This is a genomic window from Sphingobium sp. WR1 (assembly GCF_059693745.1).
Genome location: NZ_JCATID010000022.1, coordinates 16,348 through 32,985 on the forward strand (window position 1 = coordinate 16,348; position 16,638 = coordinate 32,985).

Sequence of the window (16,638 nt, forward strand, 5' to 3'; positions counted from 1 at the left end):
CGCGCCGCCGGAGCAAGTGAAAAGAAGCTGGTTTCAATTGTCTATTTCGCTGTCGCGCCTTCCGGCAGGACGATCGCCGACCAGCTTTTGCCCGGCACCAGATATTTGGCGGCCAGCGCCTGCAAATCGGCCGGCGTCACGGTCAGCATGTCCTTCGACATAGTCTGCATCGCCTGGACATAGCGCGGGTCGTGGGTCGCGCCTTCCATCTGGTTCATCCAGAAGGCGTTGCCCGTGCTCGCCCGCATCAGCAATTGCTGCATCGGCGCGACCGCCCGCTGCAATTCGTCGGCTGTGACCGGGGTTTTCACAAGGTCCGCCGCCGTGGTCTTCACCACATCGTAGAAATAGGCGATCCGGTCGGGCCGCACCTGGCTGGTGACAAGGATATAGCCGCCGCTTTCATAGGAAAAGGGCCAGTTATTCTGGACGCTGGGCGAATAGGCCGCCCCCTCGGTGGAGCGCAGCTTGTCGAACAGCCGGTCGTTGAAAATCTGGGTCAGGATTTCGAGCTGTCGCCCTTCCTTCTGCAAGGCGAAGCCACCGGCCGTCGGCCAGGCCATGACCGCCGCCGCCTGATCCTTGTCGCCCTTGTGCCGCAGGACGACGGGCGCCTCGACATGGGCGGGGAAGCGCATGACCTTGTTGGCTGCGGGGACGGACGTGTCCCCCCGCGCAGGCATCGCGCCAAAGGTCGCCGCGACCGCCTGGATCGCGTCCTCCGCCTGGACATGGCCGAAAATCTGGATCTCGATCGGCCCCGACGCCAGCACCGGTTCCCAGGTCGAGCGGAAGGCCTGCGGGGTCAGCGCTTCGATTTCCGTGCGGGACGGCGTGCGGAAACGCACATCCTTGTCGTGCAGCAGCCAGTTGAGATCGCGCCCCAGCACCGCGTCGGGCGAGCGCGACATGGCGTCATAGGCAACGATCGCGCCGGTCTTCACCCGCGCGATCGGCGCAGGGTCCCAGCCGGGCGCCGCGAGCTTGGCCGCGAACAGCCGCAACTGGTCCTTATAGTCGGCCGGGCGTGTGATGGCCTGCAATTCGAAGGCGTCGTCATCGACGTCGAAATCCATGCCCATGCGCCGGCCGATGGTCAGTTCGTCCAGTTCGCGCTGGCCCAGCTTGCCGATGCCGCTCGCCACCAGCGCATAATCGCCGGCCCAACTCGCAACCGGCTTGTTCGGCGGGAACGCCTGCTGGCCATGGCCGAAGCGCACATTGATCCGCACTTTTTCCGGCTCGGCATCATTGGCGAACAGGGTCAGCTTGACGCCGTTGGAGAAGCTGATCGTCTCCATGCCGGGCAGACCGACCGGCGCCCGCGACACGACCGTCGCAGGCGCCCCGAATTTGGGCAGGTCGTTCATCGTCACCGGCTTGTCGGCCAGTCGGGCGTTGGTCGCGGCCTTGACCGGCGCGGCGACGGCCGCCGCCAGCTTCGCATCGACGCCCGGCTCGATCTTCCCGGTCACGAGCAGCGCGCGGAACACCCCGGCTGAAAAAAGCCGCTGCGTCGATTCCAGTATCTTGGCCGGCGTCATCGCCGGCTTGCCCGCGCGGAAGATGTCGACCGCCGCCTGCGGGCTGACCGTCGTCTCGCGGATATCGACGGCGCTCACAAGGTCGCTCGCCTGCTTGGCTCCCGCCTCCGTCGGCGCATTTTCGACCTGAATGGCAAGCGCCATGTCCATCTGCGCATATTCGCGATCAATCTCCGCCTGGCTGGGCGGCGTGGCCTTGGCATCCTCCACGATCGCGCGCACGTCGCTCAGCGCCTTTTCCCAATTGTTGCCGCTCGGGATGATCGACAGGAAAGTGCCGTCGGCCGACCGGCTGACATCCTGCTGCTCGACATTGGCCTGTAGGAAGCTGCCGCCTGCGCGCGCCGCCTGCTCGAAGCGGCGGCCGATGATCTGCAGCGCCAGCATGTCGGTCAGCTTGTCCTGATTATAGACGATCGTGTCGGCGTGCGGCTTCCACGGCCGCAGCCACGCCATCGTCAGCCCGACCGGCACACCGGGTTCCACCAACACGGTCGTCGCCGGCAGCTTCGCATCGGGCGTGCCGAAGTCGGGGATCGGTGCCCCCTTGCCCGTATCGGCCCAGTTCGCGAAATTATCCTTGATCAACTGCTCGGCAAGCGCCGGATCGATATCGCCGGCAATGGCGATCACGGTATTTTCCGGGCGATACCAGCGCTGGTGAAAGGCCTCCAGCTTCGCCGCCGTCGCGGCGTTCAGCGTCGCCACCGTGCCGATCGGGGCGTGTTCCGCCAGCGGCTGCCCGGCGAAGAAATGCTTGCGGCTGGCGTCGGAAATGCGGCTCTGCGGCCCGTCGCTCTCGCGCTTTTCGGCCAGCACCACGGCGCGTTCGGCATTGACCGCATTATCGACGATATTGGGATCGGCCATCATCCCGGCCAGGATCTTCATGCTTTCGCCCAGCGTCGCCTGCGTCGCCTGCGGCAGGTCCAGCGCATAGGTGGTGCCGGTCGGCGTCGTCTGGGCATTGCTGTCGCTGCCGAAGGTCACGCCCAGACGCTGCCAGATGCGCTTCGATTCGCCGTCCGGCACATGGCGCGAGCCGCGCATGGAGAGATGCTCCATATAATGGGCATAGCCCTGCTCATCCTCGCGCTCCATGAGCGATCCGGCGTCGATCCGAAGGCGGACGGACACCTGCCCCGGCGGCACGCCGTTGCGCCGGATGGCGTAGCGCAGCCCGTTGGGCAGTGTGCCGAAACGCCAGGCCGTGTCGATCGGCACATCGCTGTTTTCGTAGAGCCAGGGCCGCACCTGCGCCTGGGTCGCGCCTGCGGCCGCAGCGGGCGCCGCCGCCGGATCGGTCTTCGCCGCCAGCGGCAGCGGGGAACCCGACAGAAGCAGGGCGAGAAGGGTGAGCGAAGCGGCCGAACGGCGGAAGGAAAAACGCATAGGCACGGGAACCTAGCGTCCTTTTCCTGAATAGCCACTGACAATGACGGTCATCGAGCGCGACAACCCACGCCCATTTGTTTGACGATTATGGCATTCGCAAAGCCAGGGCCGCAAGCATTCGAGAAGGATCAGGGGCGCCCCGGAAAATCCTCCCCTTACAGGGGAGGATTTGCTTGAGGTTCGCTGCTCTTATGGATGTTTGGGGATAGGCTCCGCGAATGCCATAATCGCCAAAAGAATAGGTGCAGTCGGAAAGGCTTTCCGACTGCACCCAAATCAATCAGCGCGGCGCGCCGGTGCGCTGGACCGCGCCCTTGTGCGCGCCCACGCCGCCACGACGCCGGCGACGACCCGGTTTCTGCGCCGCGCCGTCCCCTTCGCCGCGATGCGCCTTGTCGGGCGCGCCGCGCTGGGCCTTCTGCTGGTCCTGATAGCGGCGCTGCCCCTCCGCGCGCTTCGCCTGCTGCTGCGGGGTCTGGCTCGGTCCCTTGCGTTGCGGCGCAGGCTTGGGAAGGTTGCGCACGGCCTCCAGGAAATTCTCCGGCAGCGGCTCGATCTCCAGCTTCACGCGGGTCGCCTTCTCGATGGCCTTCAGATAGGGCCGCTCGTCATCCGCCACGAAGCTGATCGCGACCCCCTCCGCCCCGGCGCGCGCGGTGCGGCCGATGCGGTGGACATATTGTTCCGGCACGTTCGGAATCTCGAAATTGATGACGTGGCTGACGCCCGACACGTCGATGCCGCGCGCGGCGATATCGGTCGCGACCAGCAGCTTGACCTTGCCCTGGCGAAACGCCTGGAGCGCGGTGGTGCGCTGCCCCTGGCTCTTGTTGCCGTGGATGGCGAAGGCGTCGATCCCGGCCCCTTCCAGAAAACGCACGACGCGATCGGCCCCATGCTTGGTCCGGGTGAAGATCAGCGCGCGGTCGATCTCCTCGGTCTTCAGCACGATATGGAGCAGCGCCTGCTTTTCCGCCTGGTTGACGAAGGTCGCCTGCTGGCGCACGCGTTCGGCCGTGGTCGACTGCGGCGCGACGCTGACCTTGACCGGATCGTTCAGGAACTGGCCTGCCAGCGCCTCGATCTCCTTGGGCATGGTGGCCGAGAAGAAAAGATTCTGGCGCTGCTGCGGCAACAGCTTGGCGACGCGGCGCAGCGGGTGAATGAAGCCCATGTCCATCATCTGGTCCGCCTCGTCGAGGACGAAGATTTCCGTGTCGCGAATGGTGAAGGCGCGCTGGTCGATCAGGTCGAGCAGACGGCCGGGCGTGGCGACGACGATATCGACGCCATGCGACAGCGCGCGGATCTGCTTGTTGATCGGCACGCCGCCGAACACGGTTTCAACCGACAGCTTCAGGAAGCGGCCATAGTCGCGGAAGCTCTGCGCGATCTGCGCCGCGAGTTCGCGGGTCGGCGAGAGCACCAGCATCCGGCAGCCCTTGACCGGCGTCTGCTTGGGGTTGCGGGCGAAATAATCGAGGCTGGGCAGCGCGAAGGCCGCGGTCTTGCCGGTGCCGGTCTGGGCGATGCCGCACAGGTCGCGCCCTTCCAGCAGAACGGGAATCGCCTTTTGCTGGATCGGCGTGGGGTTGGCATATTTCTTGGCGGCGAGCGCCTTCAGGATCGGCTCGGACAAGCCAAGATCGGTAAATTCCATGGATAACTCACAAGTCGGCCGGGCGCCGACTTGGACTGCGGACGCAGCAAGGGCGCAAGGCGGGTTACGAAACGACCCGCGTGAAAAGGGAAGCCTCAAGCTTGGCGCAGACTGTCATTGGCCGGTCCGCCAATCCTTCGGGGATAAGGGACGATCACGCTGCCAATCGCTGGGGACCACGGGGGTCGTCTGCTGCGCTGCGGCGCATATGGAGGAAGCGCAGGCAAAAAGCAAGCGGCCCCGGCATGTCCGTCAGGGCCGCCTCAACAGTGACTCGCGGACGAATCAAAGCACGACTTCGGCGTGCTTGCCCTTCATCTCGTCGCGCACATCGCCGCCGAACAGCATCTTGAACACGCCCTTGATCGACAGGTCGGCGCGCCAGATTTCCGCCGTGCCCAAGTCAAAACGCAGCATCAGAAGATTGGGATCGGCCCGTCCGCCCGGATACCAGGCCTCGACCTCCTTCGACCAATAGCGGTCGATCACCGCCGCGTCGCTTTCGGGCGTCAGCGTCCCTTCGATGCAGGCGAAAAGATAATGATCCTTCGCCGCGAATTGCGCCATCGCGGGACCGCCCGGCGCCAGGCGATTGTCCTTCGAAGTGTAGAACCAGAAGCAATGACTGGCCTTGGGATCGAGTTGCGCCGTCATCGGCACGCTATGCTCGGCGCTGTTGCGCAACCCGACCATCAGGAAGGGGCTGCTCGACAGATCGGTCCAGAAACGGTCGCGAATATCGGCTTCGTTCGTCATCATCCTGTCTCCTATGGGCTTTCCCCTTCAATGGCCGGCGTCCAGCGAAGTTCCAGAAGCGCTTGATCTTGGCCGCGCCAATCGCCACATGAGCGCCATGCTGATCGAAACCGAACTGACGCCCAATCCGGCGACCGTCAAATTCCTTCCCGGCCGCGAGGTCATGGGGGCGGGCACGCGCGATTTCGCCACGCCCGAGGAAGCCGAAGTCTCCCCGCTCGCCAACGCGCTGTTCGGCCTGGGCGACGTCACCGGCGTCTTTTTCGGCAGCGACTTCATATCGGTCACGATCGCGCCCGGCGCGGAATGGTCGGATGTGAAGCCCGACATCCTCGCCACGTTGCTGGAGCATTTCTCCGCCAACATGCCGCTCTTCGCGCCCGGCACAGCCGCCGACATCAGCGTGCCGGCCGACGAAGAGGGCTTTGCCGACGACCCGGAGGATGCCGAGATCGTCGAACAGATCCGCGACCTCATCGACACCCGCGTCCGCCCCGCGGTCGCCAATGACGGCGGCGACATCATCTATCGCGGCTTCGACAAGGGCACTGTCTATCTCAAGATGCAGGGCGCCTGCTCGGGCTGTCCATCCTCCACTGCGACGCTCAAGAACGGTATCGAGCAGCTGCTCAAACATTATGTGCCCGAAGTCACCGAAGTGCGCGCGGTCTGACTCATCGGGCGATTTGGCAAAACCGGCCGGATCGACTAACCGCTAGGCGAATCCGCACAGTGCGGCCGCTTGAGGGAGTCTTTTTTGCGCCTGCTGGTGATCGACACTGCGACACAGGCCCTGTCCGTGGCGCTGCTGGAAGACGGCGCGCCGATTGGCCGATTTCATGAGATTGTCGGACGCGGCCATGCCGAAGCCCTGCTGCCCGCCATCGCCGCCCTGCCGGACGGCGGTCGCGCGGACGCGATCGCGGTGGATGTCGGCCCCGGCAGCTTTACCGGCGTCCGCATCGGCATCGCCGCCGCCCGCGCGCTGGCGCTTGCCTGGAATATCCCGCTTCACGGCTATAGCGCGCCCTCGCTGATCGCGGCCTGCGCAGCGCAGACGCATGACGACGATCCGCTGATCGTGACCATCACCGGGGGCCATGGCGAACTTTTCTGGCAGAGTTTCACCAACGGCGGCCTGACCGCCACCAATGAAATCACCTCGATACCGATCGCCGCATTGGCCGAACAGATTGATGCGGACACGATATTCGGCACTGGCGCGGAAGCGCTCGTGACCGTGCGCGGCGCCGGTGCGGCGATCAGCCTTTATCCCGACGCAAGCCGCTATCCGCTGATCGCCGGCCTGCCGCCCCTGCCGCCGACGCCGATCTATGGCCGCGGCGCGGATGCCAGGACCATGGCGGAGCGCGCGGCGTCATGATTTCCGGCCTGGCCCTCGACATTTACGAAGAGGCGGATCGCAACGCCATGTCCGACGCCATGGACGTCATGGTCGCGGCGTTCGACCCGGCCTATGGCGAGGCCTGGACCCTGCCCCAGCTGGCCGGCGTGATGATGATGCCGGGCACCTGGCTGACGATCGCGCATGTGGATGCGACTCCGCTCGGCTTCGCGCTGGTCCGGTCGGTCCTGGACGAATGCGAATTATTGCTGTTGGCGGTCGCCCCGCTCTGGCGCGGACGCGGCGTTGGCGAGACGCTGTTGCGCGACAGCCTGATCACAGCGCGTCGCAAGGGGATCACATCGATGAACCTGGAAGTACGCGCGACCAACAACGCCGTTCGATTATATGAGAAAACCGGGTTCGAATATGTTCATCGGCGCCCTGGTTATTATCGTGGTAAAGATGGACAACTGTATGACGCGCTGAGTTTTCGCATCGATATGCGAATATGACATAATCAGGTCTTGCGAAATGAAACAGCAGGGTTTAGCGAAGCCATACCGCTCCTGAAATAAATTCCTCGGGCGGGTCGCAACACAATATAGCCTTTGTAGGAAACAGGAAAATGGAAACCGAATCGGCTCAGAGCGAACTGCTCATTACTTTGACGTCGGATATTGTCGCCGCGCATGTGTCCAATAACAGCGTCGCTGTTTCGGACGTTTCTTCGCTGATTCAGAATGTTCATGCCGCCCTGTCGGCGCTGAACCAGCCGGTCGTCGCTCCCGAAGTGAAGCCGGAGCCCGCCGTTTCGGTCCGCTCCTCGATCAAGCCGGATTACATCATCTGCCTTGAAGACGGCAAGAAGCTGAAGATGCTGAAGCGCCACCTGATGACCCATTATCAGATGACGCCGGAAGATTATCGCGCCAAGTGGGGCCTGCCGGCCGACTATCCGATGGTCGCCCCCAATTATGCCGAACAGCGCCGCAGCCTGGCCAAGAAGATCGGCCTTGGCACCAAGCGCCGCCGGACTCGCGGCAAATAAGCGACCACGCTGACTGACAGCCTTTGACAGAAGGGGCGCGTCGCCGACGCGCCCCTTTCCTGTTGGGGCAAAAGCCGCTAGGCTTTGTCCGACTTTTCGCAAACGCAACCAAGCGAGCCTGCATGAACCGCAAAATCGACGTTGAAGCCCTCTGCCACGAAAAGGGGCTGCGCATCACCGAACAGCGCCGCGTCATCGCCCAGGTGCTGAGCGACGCCAGCGATCACCCCGATGTCGAGGAACTGCACAGGCGCGCCGCCGCCATCGACCCCGGCATTTCCATCGCCACCGTCTATCGCACCGTGCGCCTGTTCGAGGAAGCCGGCATCCTGGAGCGCCATGATTTCGGCGACGGCCGCGCCCGTTACGAAGCCGCGCCGGAATCGCATCACGACCATCTGATCGATGTCGAAACCGGCAACGTCATTGAGTTCGTGGACCCGGAACTGGAGCAGCTTCAGAAGCAGATCGCCGAAAAGCTGGGCTTCCGCCTGGTCGACCATCGCATGGAACTGTATGGCGTCGCGCTCGACCGCAAGAACTGACCCGTCTTGGCCAGCGTCCGTCGCCTGATGCGGATCGGGGCGCTGGCCGGCAGCCTACTGCTCTGCCTCATCCCCCATCTGATCTGGCGCCTGTTTCGCCAGCCGTCTCCATGGCCGCCTCGGTTCCTCGCGCTCGCGGCCCGATCGGTGGGCGCGAAGGTGCGGATCGAGGGGCGCCCCTATCATGGCGACATGGTCCTGCTCGCCAATCATCTGAGCTGGATCGATATATTGGCGCTGGGCGGTGCGACCGGCGCGGCCTTCGTCTCGCATGACGGTGTCGCCCGCTGGCCGGTGATCGGCTGGCTCGCCGCCCAGAACAATACACTGTTCGTGTCCCGCGAGCGGCGCGGCGCGCTATCGGGCCAACTGGACGCGCTGCGCACAGCCCTGCTCGGTCATCAGCCCGTCGCGCTTTTTCCCGAAGGCACGACCAGCGACGGCAGTACTTTGCTGCCCTTCAAGCCTTCGCTGCTCGCAGTCCTGCTCCCGCCGCCGCGCGCGGTGATGATCCAGCCGGTCCATATCGACTATGGCGCGGAGGCGGCTGCCATCGCCTGGCATGGCGACGAACCCGCCGGCGCCAACGCCATGCGCGTCCTCGGCCGCAAGGGACCGCTGCCTGTGACGTTGCGCTTTCTGGAACCATTCGATCCCGCAGCTTGCGCCGATCGCAAGGCCATCGCCGCCCTGGCGCAGGATCGGATCGGCCGAAGCATCGCGGCCCATCAGCGCCCTTCCTCTCCGGCCTTGCCGCCTGTATAGACGGACCACATGAATCGTAACGACGCCCAAAAGACTCCAGCGACATTCCACGTCAAATCCTTCGGCTGCCAGATGAACGTCTATGATGGCGAGCGTATGGCCGAGATGCTGGGCACGCAGGGCATGACCGCCGCTGCGGATGGGACGGACGCCGACCTCGTCATTCTCAACACCTGCCACATCCGCGAAAAGGCGGTGGACAAGGTCTATTCCGACATTGGCCGCCTGACCCGCGAAGACGGCACCCGCCCGATGATCGCTGTCGCCGGCTGCGTCGCGCAGGCCGAAGGCGGCGAGATCCAGCGCCGCGCCCGCAATGTCGACATCGTGGTCGGGCCGCAGGCCTATCATCGCCTGCCCGACCTGATCGACAGAGCCGGTCGCGGCGAGGAGGCCGTCGACACCGACATGCCGCTCGCGTCGAAATTCGGCGCCTTGCCCGCCCGCACCAAACAAGCGCGGCCCACCGCCTTCCTGACGATCATGGAAGGCTGCGACAAATTCTGCACTTATTGCGTGGTGCCCTATACGCGCGGCGCGGAAATCAGCCGTTCGTGGAGCGCGATCCTGCACGAAGCCAGGGCGCTGGTCGACGGCGGCGTGCGCGAGATCACCCTGCTCGGCCAGAATGTCAACGCCTGGACCGGCGAGGATGACAGAGGCCGCAAGCAGGGCATGGACGGCCTTGCCCGCGAACTGGCGAAGATTTCGGACCTCAAGCGCATCCGCTACACCACCAGCCATCCCAACGACATGAGCGACGGCCTGATCGCCGCCCATGGCGAAGAACCCAAGCTGATGCCCTTCCTCCATCTGCCGGTGCAGTCGGGCAACAACCGCATCCTCAAGGCCATGAACCGCAGCCATAGCGCGGAAAGCTATCTGCGCATCATCGAGCGCGTGCGCGAGGCGCGGCCGGACATCGCCCTGTCGGGCGACTTCATCGTCGGCTTCCCCGGCGAGACGGATGAAGAGTTCGAGGATACGCTGAAAATCGTGGAGCAGGTGCGTTACGCCCAATGCTACAGCTTCAAATATAGCCCCCGCCCCGGCACGCCGGCCGCCGACATGGATCAGCAGATCCCGGCCGCGGTGATGGACGATCGGCTCGCCCGGCTCCAGGCGCTGATCAACCACCATCAGGTGGAATTCAACAGCGCCACCGTCGGCCGCACAACCGACATTCTTCTGGAGCGCAAGGGCCGCTATCCCGGCCAGCTCATCGGCAAGTCGCCCTGGCTCCAGTCGGTCGTCGTGACCGCGCCGGACCTGGCCATCGGCGACATGGTCGAAGTCGATATCATCAGCGCCGGCCCGAACAGCCTGGCCGGCGAATGCAGCAGGAGGAAGGCCGCTTGATCCAAAGCCTCGTCAATCCCGCATCCGCGGGAACCCAACTCTCCCGATACTGGCCGCGAACGGGTCGACTGAGGGGAATGACGAGCAAGGGAGGCTGCTGAATGTCCAAAAAACCCAACCAGAATCATCGCACCGAAACCGCCGAGCGCGCGCGGCTCGAAGTCACCTTCGATCGCCCTCATTTGCTGGGCGCCCTGTTCGGCCAATATGACCAGAATCTGGTCGCGATCGAAAACCGGCTCGGCGTCTACATCGCCGCGCGCGGCAACAAGCTCCAGATCGAGGGCGAGGCCGAAGCCGCCGCGCGCGCGCGCGACGTAATGACCGGCCTCTACAACCGCATCGTCGCCGGGCAGGAAATCGACGCCGGCGCGGTCGAGGCGGTGATCGCCATGTCGTCCGAACCGACGCTGGACGGCATCATCCGCCATGACGTCGCCGAACCGCCCAAGGTGATGATCCGCACGCGCAAGAAGACCATCGTGCCGCGCTCCGCGACACAGGTCACTTACATGGAAGCGCTGACGCGCAACGATATCATCTTCGCCCTCGGTCCGGCGGGCACCGGCAAGACCTATCTCGCCGTCGCGCAGGCGGTGAGCCAGCTCATCACCGGCAGCGTCGATCGCCTGATCCTTTCCCGCCCCGCCGTGGAAGCGGGCGAGCGGCTGGGCTTCCTGCCCGGTGACATGAAGGAGAAGGTCGATCCCTATCTCCGCCCGATCTACGACGCGCTCTACGACACACTGCCGGCCGAACAGGTCGAACGGCGCATCGCGAGCGGAGAGATCGAGATTGCGCCGATCGCCTTCATGCGCGGCCGCACTCTGGCGAACGCCTTCATCGTGCTGGACGAAGCCCAGAACACCACCATCGCCCAGATGAAGATGTTCCTGACCCGCTTCGGCGAAGGCAGCCGCATGGTGATCTGCGGCGACCCCAAGCAGGTCGACCTGCCGCAACCGGGCATTTCCGGCCTCGCCGATGCGGTTGCGCGCCTCGACGGCGTGGAAGGTATCGCCATGGTGCCCTTCGGCATCGGCGATGTCGTTCGCCATCCGGTCGTCGGCCGTATCGTCCAGGCCTATGAGGGGCCGGATGCCTAGGAACAACAGCCGTTCGCTTCGAGCTTGTCGAGAAGCATCGCGCATAACCGGCTCTCGACAGGCTCGAACCGAGCGGAAAGAATGTTGAATGATTGAAGTCGCCGTCCTCCATGAAGAAGGCTGGCTCGACATCGACTGGGAATTGCTCGCCCAGCGCGCCGTCAGCACCGCCATCGCGCACAGCCCCTATGCCGCCTTCGCGACCGACCAGGCGCTTTACGAGGTAGCGGTCAAACTGACTTCCGACGAGGAGGTGCACGCCCTCAACCGCGCCTATCGCGACAAGGACAGGCCGACCAACGTCCTGTCCTTTCCGATGGTGCAGGATGATCTGCTGGAAGTGACCGCCAATACCGACGATGGCGAGGTGCTGCTGGGCGATATCGTGCTGGCGGAGGGCGTCTGCGCCGCCGAAGCCGCGGAAAAGGGCATATCGGTGGCCGATCATGCCACGCATCTGATCGTCCATGGGACTTTTCATTTGCTTGGTTATGACCATATGGATGAGAATGAGGCCGAAGCAATGGAAGCGCTGGAGATTGCGGCGCTCGCCAGCATGGGTCTTTCCGATCCCTATGGGGACCGAATAACAGGGGAATAAAGAGCGTTATGGCTGAAGGCAGCCCGAAGGACAGCACCTCTTCGAAAGAAGCGGACAGTAGCAGCGAGGGCGGCTTATGGAGCGGTATCAAGTCGCTCCTGTTCGGCGAGGGTGAGGAAACCAGCCTGCGCAAGGAGTTGGAGGAAGCCCTCGACGAATATGACGAAGAGGAACTGGACCAGAACGGCGCTTCCCCAGCCAAGGGCGACCTGTCGGCGATCGAGCGTCAGATGGTGCGCAACCTGCTTCATTTTTCCGAACATACGGTCGATGATGTGGCGGTTCCCCGTTCTGACATCATCGCGATCGAGGAGAAGGCGAGCTTTGCCGATCTCGCTGACCTGTTCGCGGAAGCGGGCCATAGCCGCATCCCGGTCTATCGCGAGAATCTCGATACCATTGTCGGCATGATCCATATCCGCGACGCCTTCACGATCCTCGCGGGCAAGGCGCCGGTGCCCGACACGCTCGAATCGCTGATCCGCCAGCCGCTCTATGTCCCCGAAAGCATGGGGGCGCTTGACCTTCTGGCCGAAATGCGCGCCAAGCGCACCCATCTGGCCATCGTGCTGGACGAATATTCGGGCACCGAGGGCCTGCTGACCTTCGAGGATCTGGTCGAGGAAATTGTCGGCGAGGTCGAGGATGAGCATGACGACGCACCCGAGGCGATGCTGGTGCCGCTCGACGGCGGCCTGTGGGACGCCGACGCCCGCGCCGAACTCGACGATGTCGGCGAGGAAATCGACCCCAGGCTGGGCGATGTCGAGGAAGATGTCGACACGCTGGGCGGCCTTGCCTTCGTCCTCGCCGGCCGCGTGCCGGAGCCGGGCGAAATCCTTGCGCATGAGGAAAGCGGCTGGAAGCTGGAGATCATCGCCAGCGACGGCCGCCGCGTCACCCGCCTGCGGCTGCATCCGCCGGCGGAGCGGGAGGAAGTGGAGGAATAAGCGGTCCGTCGCAATTCATCGACATGGACGCGAAATATTAAGCCGTCGCATCTAGACGCATGGCGATGCGAAACGAACGACGATCAATGCACCGCCACGGCAGCACGGACATGCTGTTCGCGGCCCCATGGAGTGCGATCGAAAAGCTGCTGCTCGCCGCCATCTGCGCCGCCACCTTGTTCTTCGCCGTCGCCACCCCGCCATTCCAGGCGCCCGACGAGAATCAGCATTATATGAAGGCGCTCTCGCTTACGCAGGGACGCGTCCTGACCGAGCAGCGAGGCGAGGCGGTCGGCGCGGAATTGCCGCGCGCCGCGCTCGATATCCACGCCGTCGATTTTCCGACGGACGTGCCCCCCACGCTCCGCCGGTTCGATCGCGCGCGACTGGCGGAGAGCGCGACCGCCGACGCCGGCCGCACAGGAAGCGCCTTCGCCGATTTCCCCAATGTCGCCAGCTATGCCCCCAGCCTCTATGCGCCGGGCGCGGTCGGACTGATGCTCGGGCAGGCGCTGGGCCTGCCCCGGATCGAGGCCTTCTATACCGGGCGGCTGATCAATGCGCTCACTGGCCTTGCCCTGCTGATCGCCGCGCTGCGCCTGCTGCCTTTCGGCCGCAACGCCATGCTGGCCACGGCGCTGCTGCCGACCTTCGCCTATCAGACCGGATCATTGTCGCCCGACGCGCTCATCAATGGCCTGGGCTTTCTCGGCCTCGCGCTGGCGCTGCGGGCGGGTTTCATGGGCATGGCCCCCGCCCGCTCGACCGCGCTGCTCGTCACCGGACCTTTGCTGGCGCTCTGCAAGGGTGTCTATCTGCCGCTGATGGCGGCCGGGCTGCGTTGGCGGCAGCATCGCCGCGACCTCCGGCCGGGACTGATCCTCGGCGCCATGCTGCTCGGCGCGATCGCCTTCGTCGGCTGGATGCATGTTTCAGGCGGTAGCCAGGCGCTCTACCATATCCAGTCGCGCAAGACCGGCGAGACGATGATGACGGCACCGCTGCGCGATCAGCTCGCCGTCATCATGGCCGATCCGGCCGCCTATGCCCTCATTCTCGCCAGCAGCGTCACGGAGCGCGCGCCCGTCTATATTTTGCAGATTGTCGGCCGCTTCGGCTGGAACGCGATCCTGCTGCCGCTGCTGGCCTATCCTCTCGCCCTGCTGATGCTGGGCGCGGGCGTCGCGAGCGGGGCTGGCGCGCGCTTTGGCATGGTCCAGCGCCTCTGGTGGCTGGCGGTCGCGGCGGGCGTTGCCCTGCTGATCGAAACCGCCATGTATCTGACCGGCACGCCGCTGGGCGCCGACTATATCCAGGGGACGCAGGGCCGCTATTTCCTGCCCATACTGCCGCTGGCGCTGCTGGCGCTGTCGCCGGATCGGCCCGTTCGCGGCGCTCCTCGCCTCTTCGCGATCGCGGCAGTCCCGCTATTGCTGATCGCCGCTGCGAGCGTGTTCGACAGTTTCTGGGTCCATGGCTTCGTCACCAGCGACGGTATGCCGCCGCACGGTAGCATCGTCCGTGCCCTGTTGCTCCCCTCCCCGCGCTGGTAGCCAGAGACGGCAGAAAGCAAGCCAACCCAGCCCCTCGACCCAGCCAGCGGTGACGTCGCTGGGCCAATGCACGCCCAGCCATATACGGCTGATGCCGATCAGCGCGATCAGGGCAGCCGCGGCCCAATAACCGCCGCGCCGGCCGGCCAGCATCGCCCATGCGCCGAAGAACATCATGTTCCCCGCCGCATGGCCGCTCGGAAAGCTGTAGGTGTGGACGATATCCAGATGCGGCAGCAAGTCGGGGCGCGGAGCCGCGAATATCTGTTTCAGCAAAAGGTTAAGGACGGTGCCGCCAGCCACGACCACCGCCAACCAGAGCGCGCCACGTCGATGCCCCGCCCACAGCAACGGCCCCAGCACCAGAGCCAGCAAGGCCAGTCTGCCCGCCGTCCCGCCGATCGCGGAGGCCAGCCGCATCGCCACTGTGACATGCTGGCCGATCGCGCTCTCCCGCGCCCGTCCGGCCATTTCCATCAGCCCGACATTCAGCCCATCCAGCCATCCCGCCCGCTGCATCAGCGCGATGCACAGGACGCAAAAAAGCGCGAGAACCAAAGCCCCCGCGCCCTTCGCCAGCGATAGTCGCCGATCAGATATGAAGCGCGCGCCCATAAGCGGCGAGCACGCTTTCGTGCATCGATTCCGAAATGGTCGGATGCGGGAAGACGGTGTGCATCAGTTCCGCTTCGGTCGTCTCCAGCGTCTTGCCGATGGTATAGCCCTGGATCATCTCGGTCACTTCCGCGCCGATCATGTGCGCGCCCAGCAATTCGCCGGTCTTGGCGTCGAACACGGTCTTGGTGAAGCCTTCCGCTTCGCCCAGCGCGATCGCCTTGCCATTGCCGATGAACGGGAACATGCCGACCTTCACCTCATAACCGGCTTCCTTCGCCTTGGCCTCGGTCAGGCCCACCGACGCGATCTGCGGGTGGCAATAGGTGCAGCCCGGAATATTGCGCACGTCCATGGCATGGGGATGGACATCCTTGTTGCCCAGCGCCTGCGCGATCGTCTCGGCGACGATGACGCCCTCATGGCTCGCCTTGTGCGCCAGCCATGGCGGCGCGGTGACATCGCCGATCGCCCACATGCCCTCGACATTGGTGCGGCCATAGGCGTCGGTCTTGATGTGGAAACGCTGGTCTGGCTCGATGCCGACATCCTCCAGCCCCAGATTCTCGACATTGGGGACGATGCCGATGGCAACGATGACATGGCTATATTCGGCCGTGACATCCTTGCCGTCCTTGCCCTTGATCGTGGCGGTCACGCCCTTGTCGCCGGTGGCGATCTTCTCGATCTTCGCGCCGGTCATGACGGTCATGCCCTGCTTCTTGACGGCCTTTTCGAGGAAGGCGGAGACATCCGCATCCTCTACCGGCACGATCCGGTCCATCATCTCGACCACGGTCACATCCGCGCCCATATCGTTGTAGAAGCTGGCGAATTCGATGCCGATCGCGCCCGATCCGACGACCAGCAGCTTGGTCGGCATTTCCGGCGGGGTCATCGCGTGGCGATAGGTCCAGACCCGCTTGCCGTCGGCCTTCAGGTTCGGCAGGTCGCGCGCGCGGGCGCCGGTGGCGATGATGATGTGCTTGGCTGTCAGTTCTTCGGTCTTGCCGTCCTTGGTGACGGTCATCTTGCCTTTCGCGACCAGCTTGCCGTCCCCCATATGGACGCTGATCTTGTTCTTCTTCATCAGATGCGTGACGCCCTGATTCAACTGCTTGGCGACGCCGCGCGAACGCTTCACCACCGCCTCGATATCGGCGCTGATCTTCTCGGCCGCCAGGCCATAATCCTTGGCGTGTTGCATATAATGGAAGATTTCGGCCGACCGCAGCAGCGCCTTGGTCGGGATGCAGCCCCAGTTCAAACAGATGCCGCCCAGATTTTCACGCTCGACGATCGCGGTCTTCAGGCCCAGCTGGGCGGCGCGGATCGCGGCGACATAGCCGCCGGGGCCGGAGCCCAGAACGATGACGTCGTAATTCTCAGCCAT

Annotated in this window: 15 protein-coding genes and 1 pseudogene; 11 read left to right on the forward strand and 5 right to left on the reverse strand. The window is 64.5% G+C overall.

The genetic code is table 11. The annotated features are described in order from the left end of the window. Positions 1-41 precede the first annotated feature (41 nt). The 3 genes from AC58EF_RS21405 to AC58EF_RS21415 all read right to left on the reverse strand — a co-directional run bounded on the left by AC58EF_RS21405 (position 42) and on the right by AC58EF_RS21415 (position 5,355). Complete coding sequence (locus AC58EF_RS21405; RefSeq protein ID WP_497278461.1) at positions 42-2,936, reverse strand: M16 family metallopeptidase; 2,895 nt, start codon at positions 2,934-2,936, stop codon at positions 42-44. Between the two features lie 283 nt (positions 2,937-3,219). Next, positions 3,220-4,599 carry a DEAD/DEAH box helicase gene (locus tag AC58EF_RS21410; protein WP_497278462.1) on the reverse strand — a complete coding sequence of 460 codons (1,380 nt, stop codon included), beginning with the start codon at positions 4,597-4,599 and terminating at the stop codon, positions 3,220-3,222. 285 nt (positions 4,600-4,884) lie between these two features. Beyond that, positions 4,885-5,355 carry a pyridoxamine 5'-phosphate oxidase family protein gene (locus AC58EF_RS21415; protein WP_497278464.1) on the reverse strand — a complete coding sequence of 157 codons (471 nt, stop codon included), beginning with the start codon at positions 5,353-5,355 and terminating at the stop codon, positions 4,885-4,887. A 97-nt stretch (positions 5,356-5,452) separates the two neighbouring features. On the opposite strand from AC58EF_RS21415, the gene AC58EF_RS21420 reads away from it, so the two are divergent. The 11 genes from AC58EF_RS21420 to AC58EF_RS21470 all read left to right on the forward strand — a co-directional run bounded on the left by AC58EF_RS21420 (position 5,453) and on the right by AC58EF_RS21470 (position 14,630). Next, the gene (locus AC58EF_RS21420; protein WP_497278556.1) at positions 5,453-6,028 is read left to right on the forward strand and encodes a NifU family protein; all 576 of its coding nucleotides are present in this window, start codon (positions 5,453-5,455) and stop codon (positions 6,026-6,028) included. Positions 6,029-6,112: 84 nt separating this feature from the next. Beyond that, positions 6,113-6,739, forward strand: a complete 627-nt coding sequence (gene tsaB, locus AC58EF_RS21425; RefSeq protein ID WP_497278557.1) for a tRNA (adenosine(37)-N6)-threonylcarbamoyltransferase complex dimerization subunit type 1 TsaB — start codon at positions 6,113-6,115, stop codon at positions 6,737-6,739. Beyond that, positions 6,736-7,215, forward strand: a complete 480-nt coding sequence (locus AC58EF_RS21430) for a GNAT family N-acetyltransferase (protein WP_497278465.1) — start codon at positions 6,736-6,738, stop codon at positions 7,213-7,215. The genes tsaB and AC58EF_RS21430 overlap by 4 nt, the downstream gene beginning before the upstream one ends. Before the next feature lie 113 nt (positions 7,216-7,328). Further along, the gene (locus AC58EF_RS21435) at positions 7,329-7,751 is read left to right on the forward strand and encodes a Ros/MucR family transcriptional regulator (protein WP_179045645.1); all 423 of its coding nucleotides are present in this window, start codon (positions 7,329-7,331) and stop codon (positions 7,749-7,751) included. A 122-nt stretch (positions 7,752-7,873) separates the two neighbouring features. Beyond that, on the forward strand, positions 7,874-8,296 hold the full coding sequence (locus AC58EF_RS21440) for a Fur family transcriptional regulator (RefSeq protein ID WP_497278466.1): 423 nt from the start codon (positions 7,874-7,876) through the stop codon (positions 8,294-8,296). A 6-nt stretch (positions 8,297-8,302) separates the two neighbouring features. Continuing rightward, positions 8,303-9,061, forward strand: coding sequence for a lysophospholipid acyltransferase family protein (locus tag AC58EF_RS21445; protein WP_497278467.1), 759 nt, complete (start codon positions 8,303-8,305; stop codon positions 9,059-9,061). A gap of 9 nt (positions 9,062-9,070) precedes the next feature. Continuing rightward, positions 9,071-10,420 carry a tRNA (N6-isopentenyl adenosine(37)-C2)-methylthiotransferase MiaB gene (gene miaB, locus AC58EF_RS21450; RefSeq protein WP_497278468.1) on the forward strand — a complete coding sequence of 450 codons (1,350 nt, stop codon included), beginning with the start codon at positions 9,071-9,073 and terminating at the stop codon, positions 10,418-10,420. Between the two features lie 101 nt (positions 10,421-10,521). After that, on the forward strand, positions 10,522-11,526 hold the full coding sequence (locus AC58EF_RS21455; protein WP_497278469.1) for a PhoH family protein: 1,005 nt from the start codon (positions 10,522-10,524) through the stop codon (positions 11,524-11,526). Positions 11,527-11,614: 88 nt separating this feature from the next. Further along, positions 11,615-12,127, forward strand: a complete 513-nt coding sequence (ybeY, locus tag AC58EF_RS21460) for an rRNA maturation RNase YbeY (RefSeq protein WP_497278471.1) — start codon at positions 11,615-11,617, stop codon at positions 12,125-12,127. 8 nt (positions 12,128-12,135) lie between these two features. Then, positions 12,136-13,077 (forward strand): hemolysin family protein, encoded by a 942-nt coding sequence (locus AC58EF_RS21465; protein WP_497278473.1) that lies wholly within the window; start codon positions 12,136-12,138, stop codon positions 13,075-13,077. Positions 13,078-13,142: 65 nt separating this feature from the next. Beyond that, positions 13,143-14,630, forward strand: coding sequence for a DUF2142 domain-containing protein (locus AC58EF_RS21470; protein WP_497278558.1), 1,488 nt, complete (start codon positions 13,143-13,145; stop codon positions 14,628-14,630). On the opposite strand, the pseudogene AC58EF_RS21475 reads toward AC58EF_RS21470, so the two are convergent. Together AC58EF_RS21475 and lpdA are read right to left on the reverse strand one after the other, a co-directional pair. Further along, positions 14,613-15,245 (reverse strand): annotated as a pseudogene (locus tag AC58EF_RS21475) (phosphatase PAP2 family protein); the annotation flags it as partial. The gene AC58EF_RS21470 and the pseudogene AC58EF_RS21475 sit on opposite strands and share 18 nt — an antisense overlap. Next, positions 15,223-16,638, reverse strand: a complete 1,416-nt coding sequence (gene lpdA, locus AC58EF_RS21480; RefSeq protein ID WP_497278474.1) for a dihydrolipoyl dehydrogenase — start codon at positions 16,636-16,638, stop codon at positions 15,223-15,225. The gene lpdA and the pseudogene AC58EF_RS21475, both read right to left, overlap by 23 nt.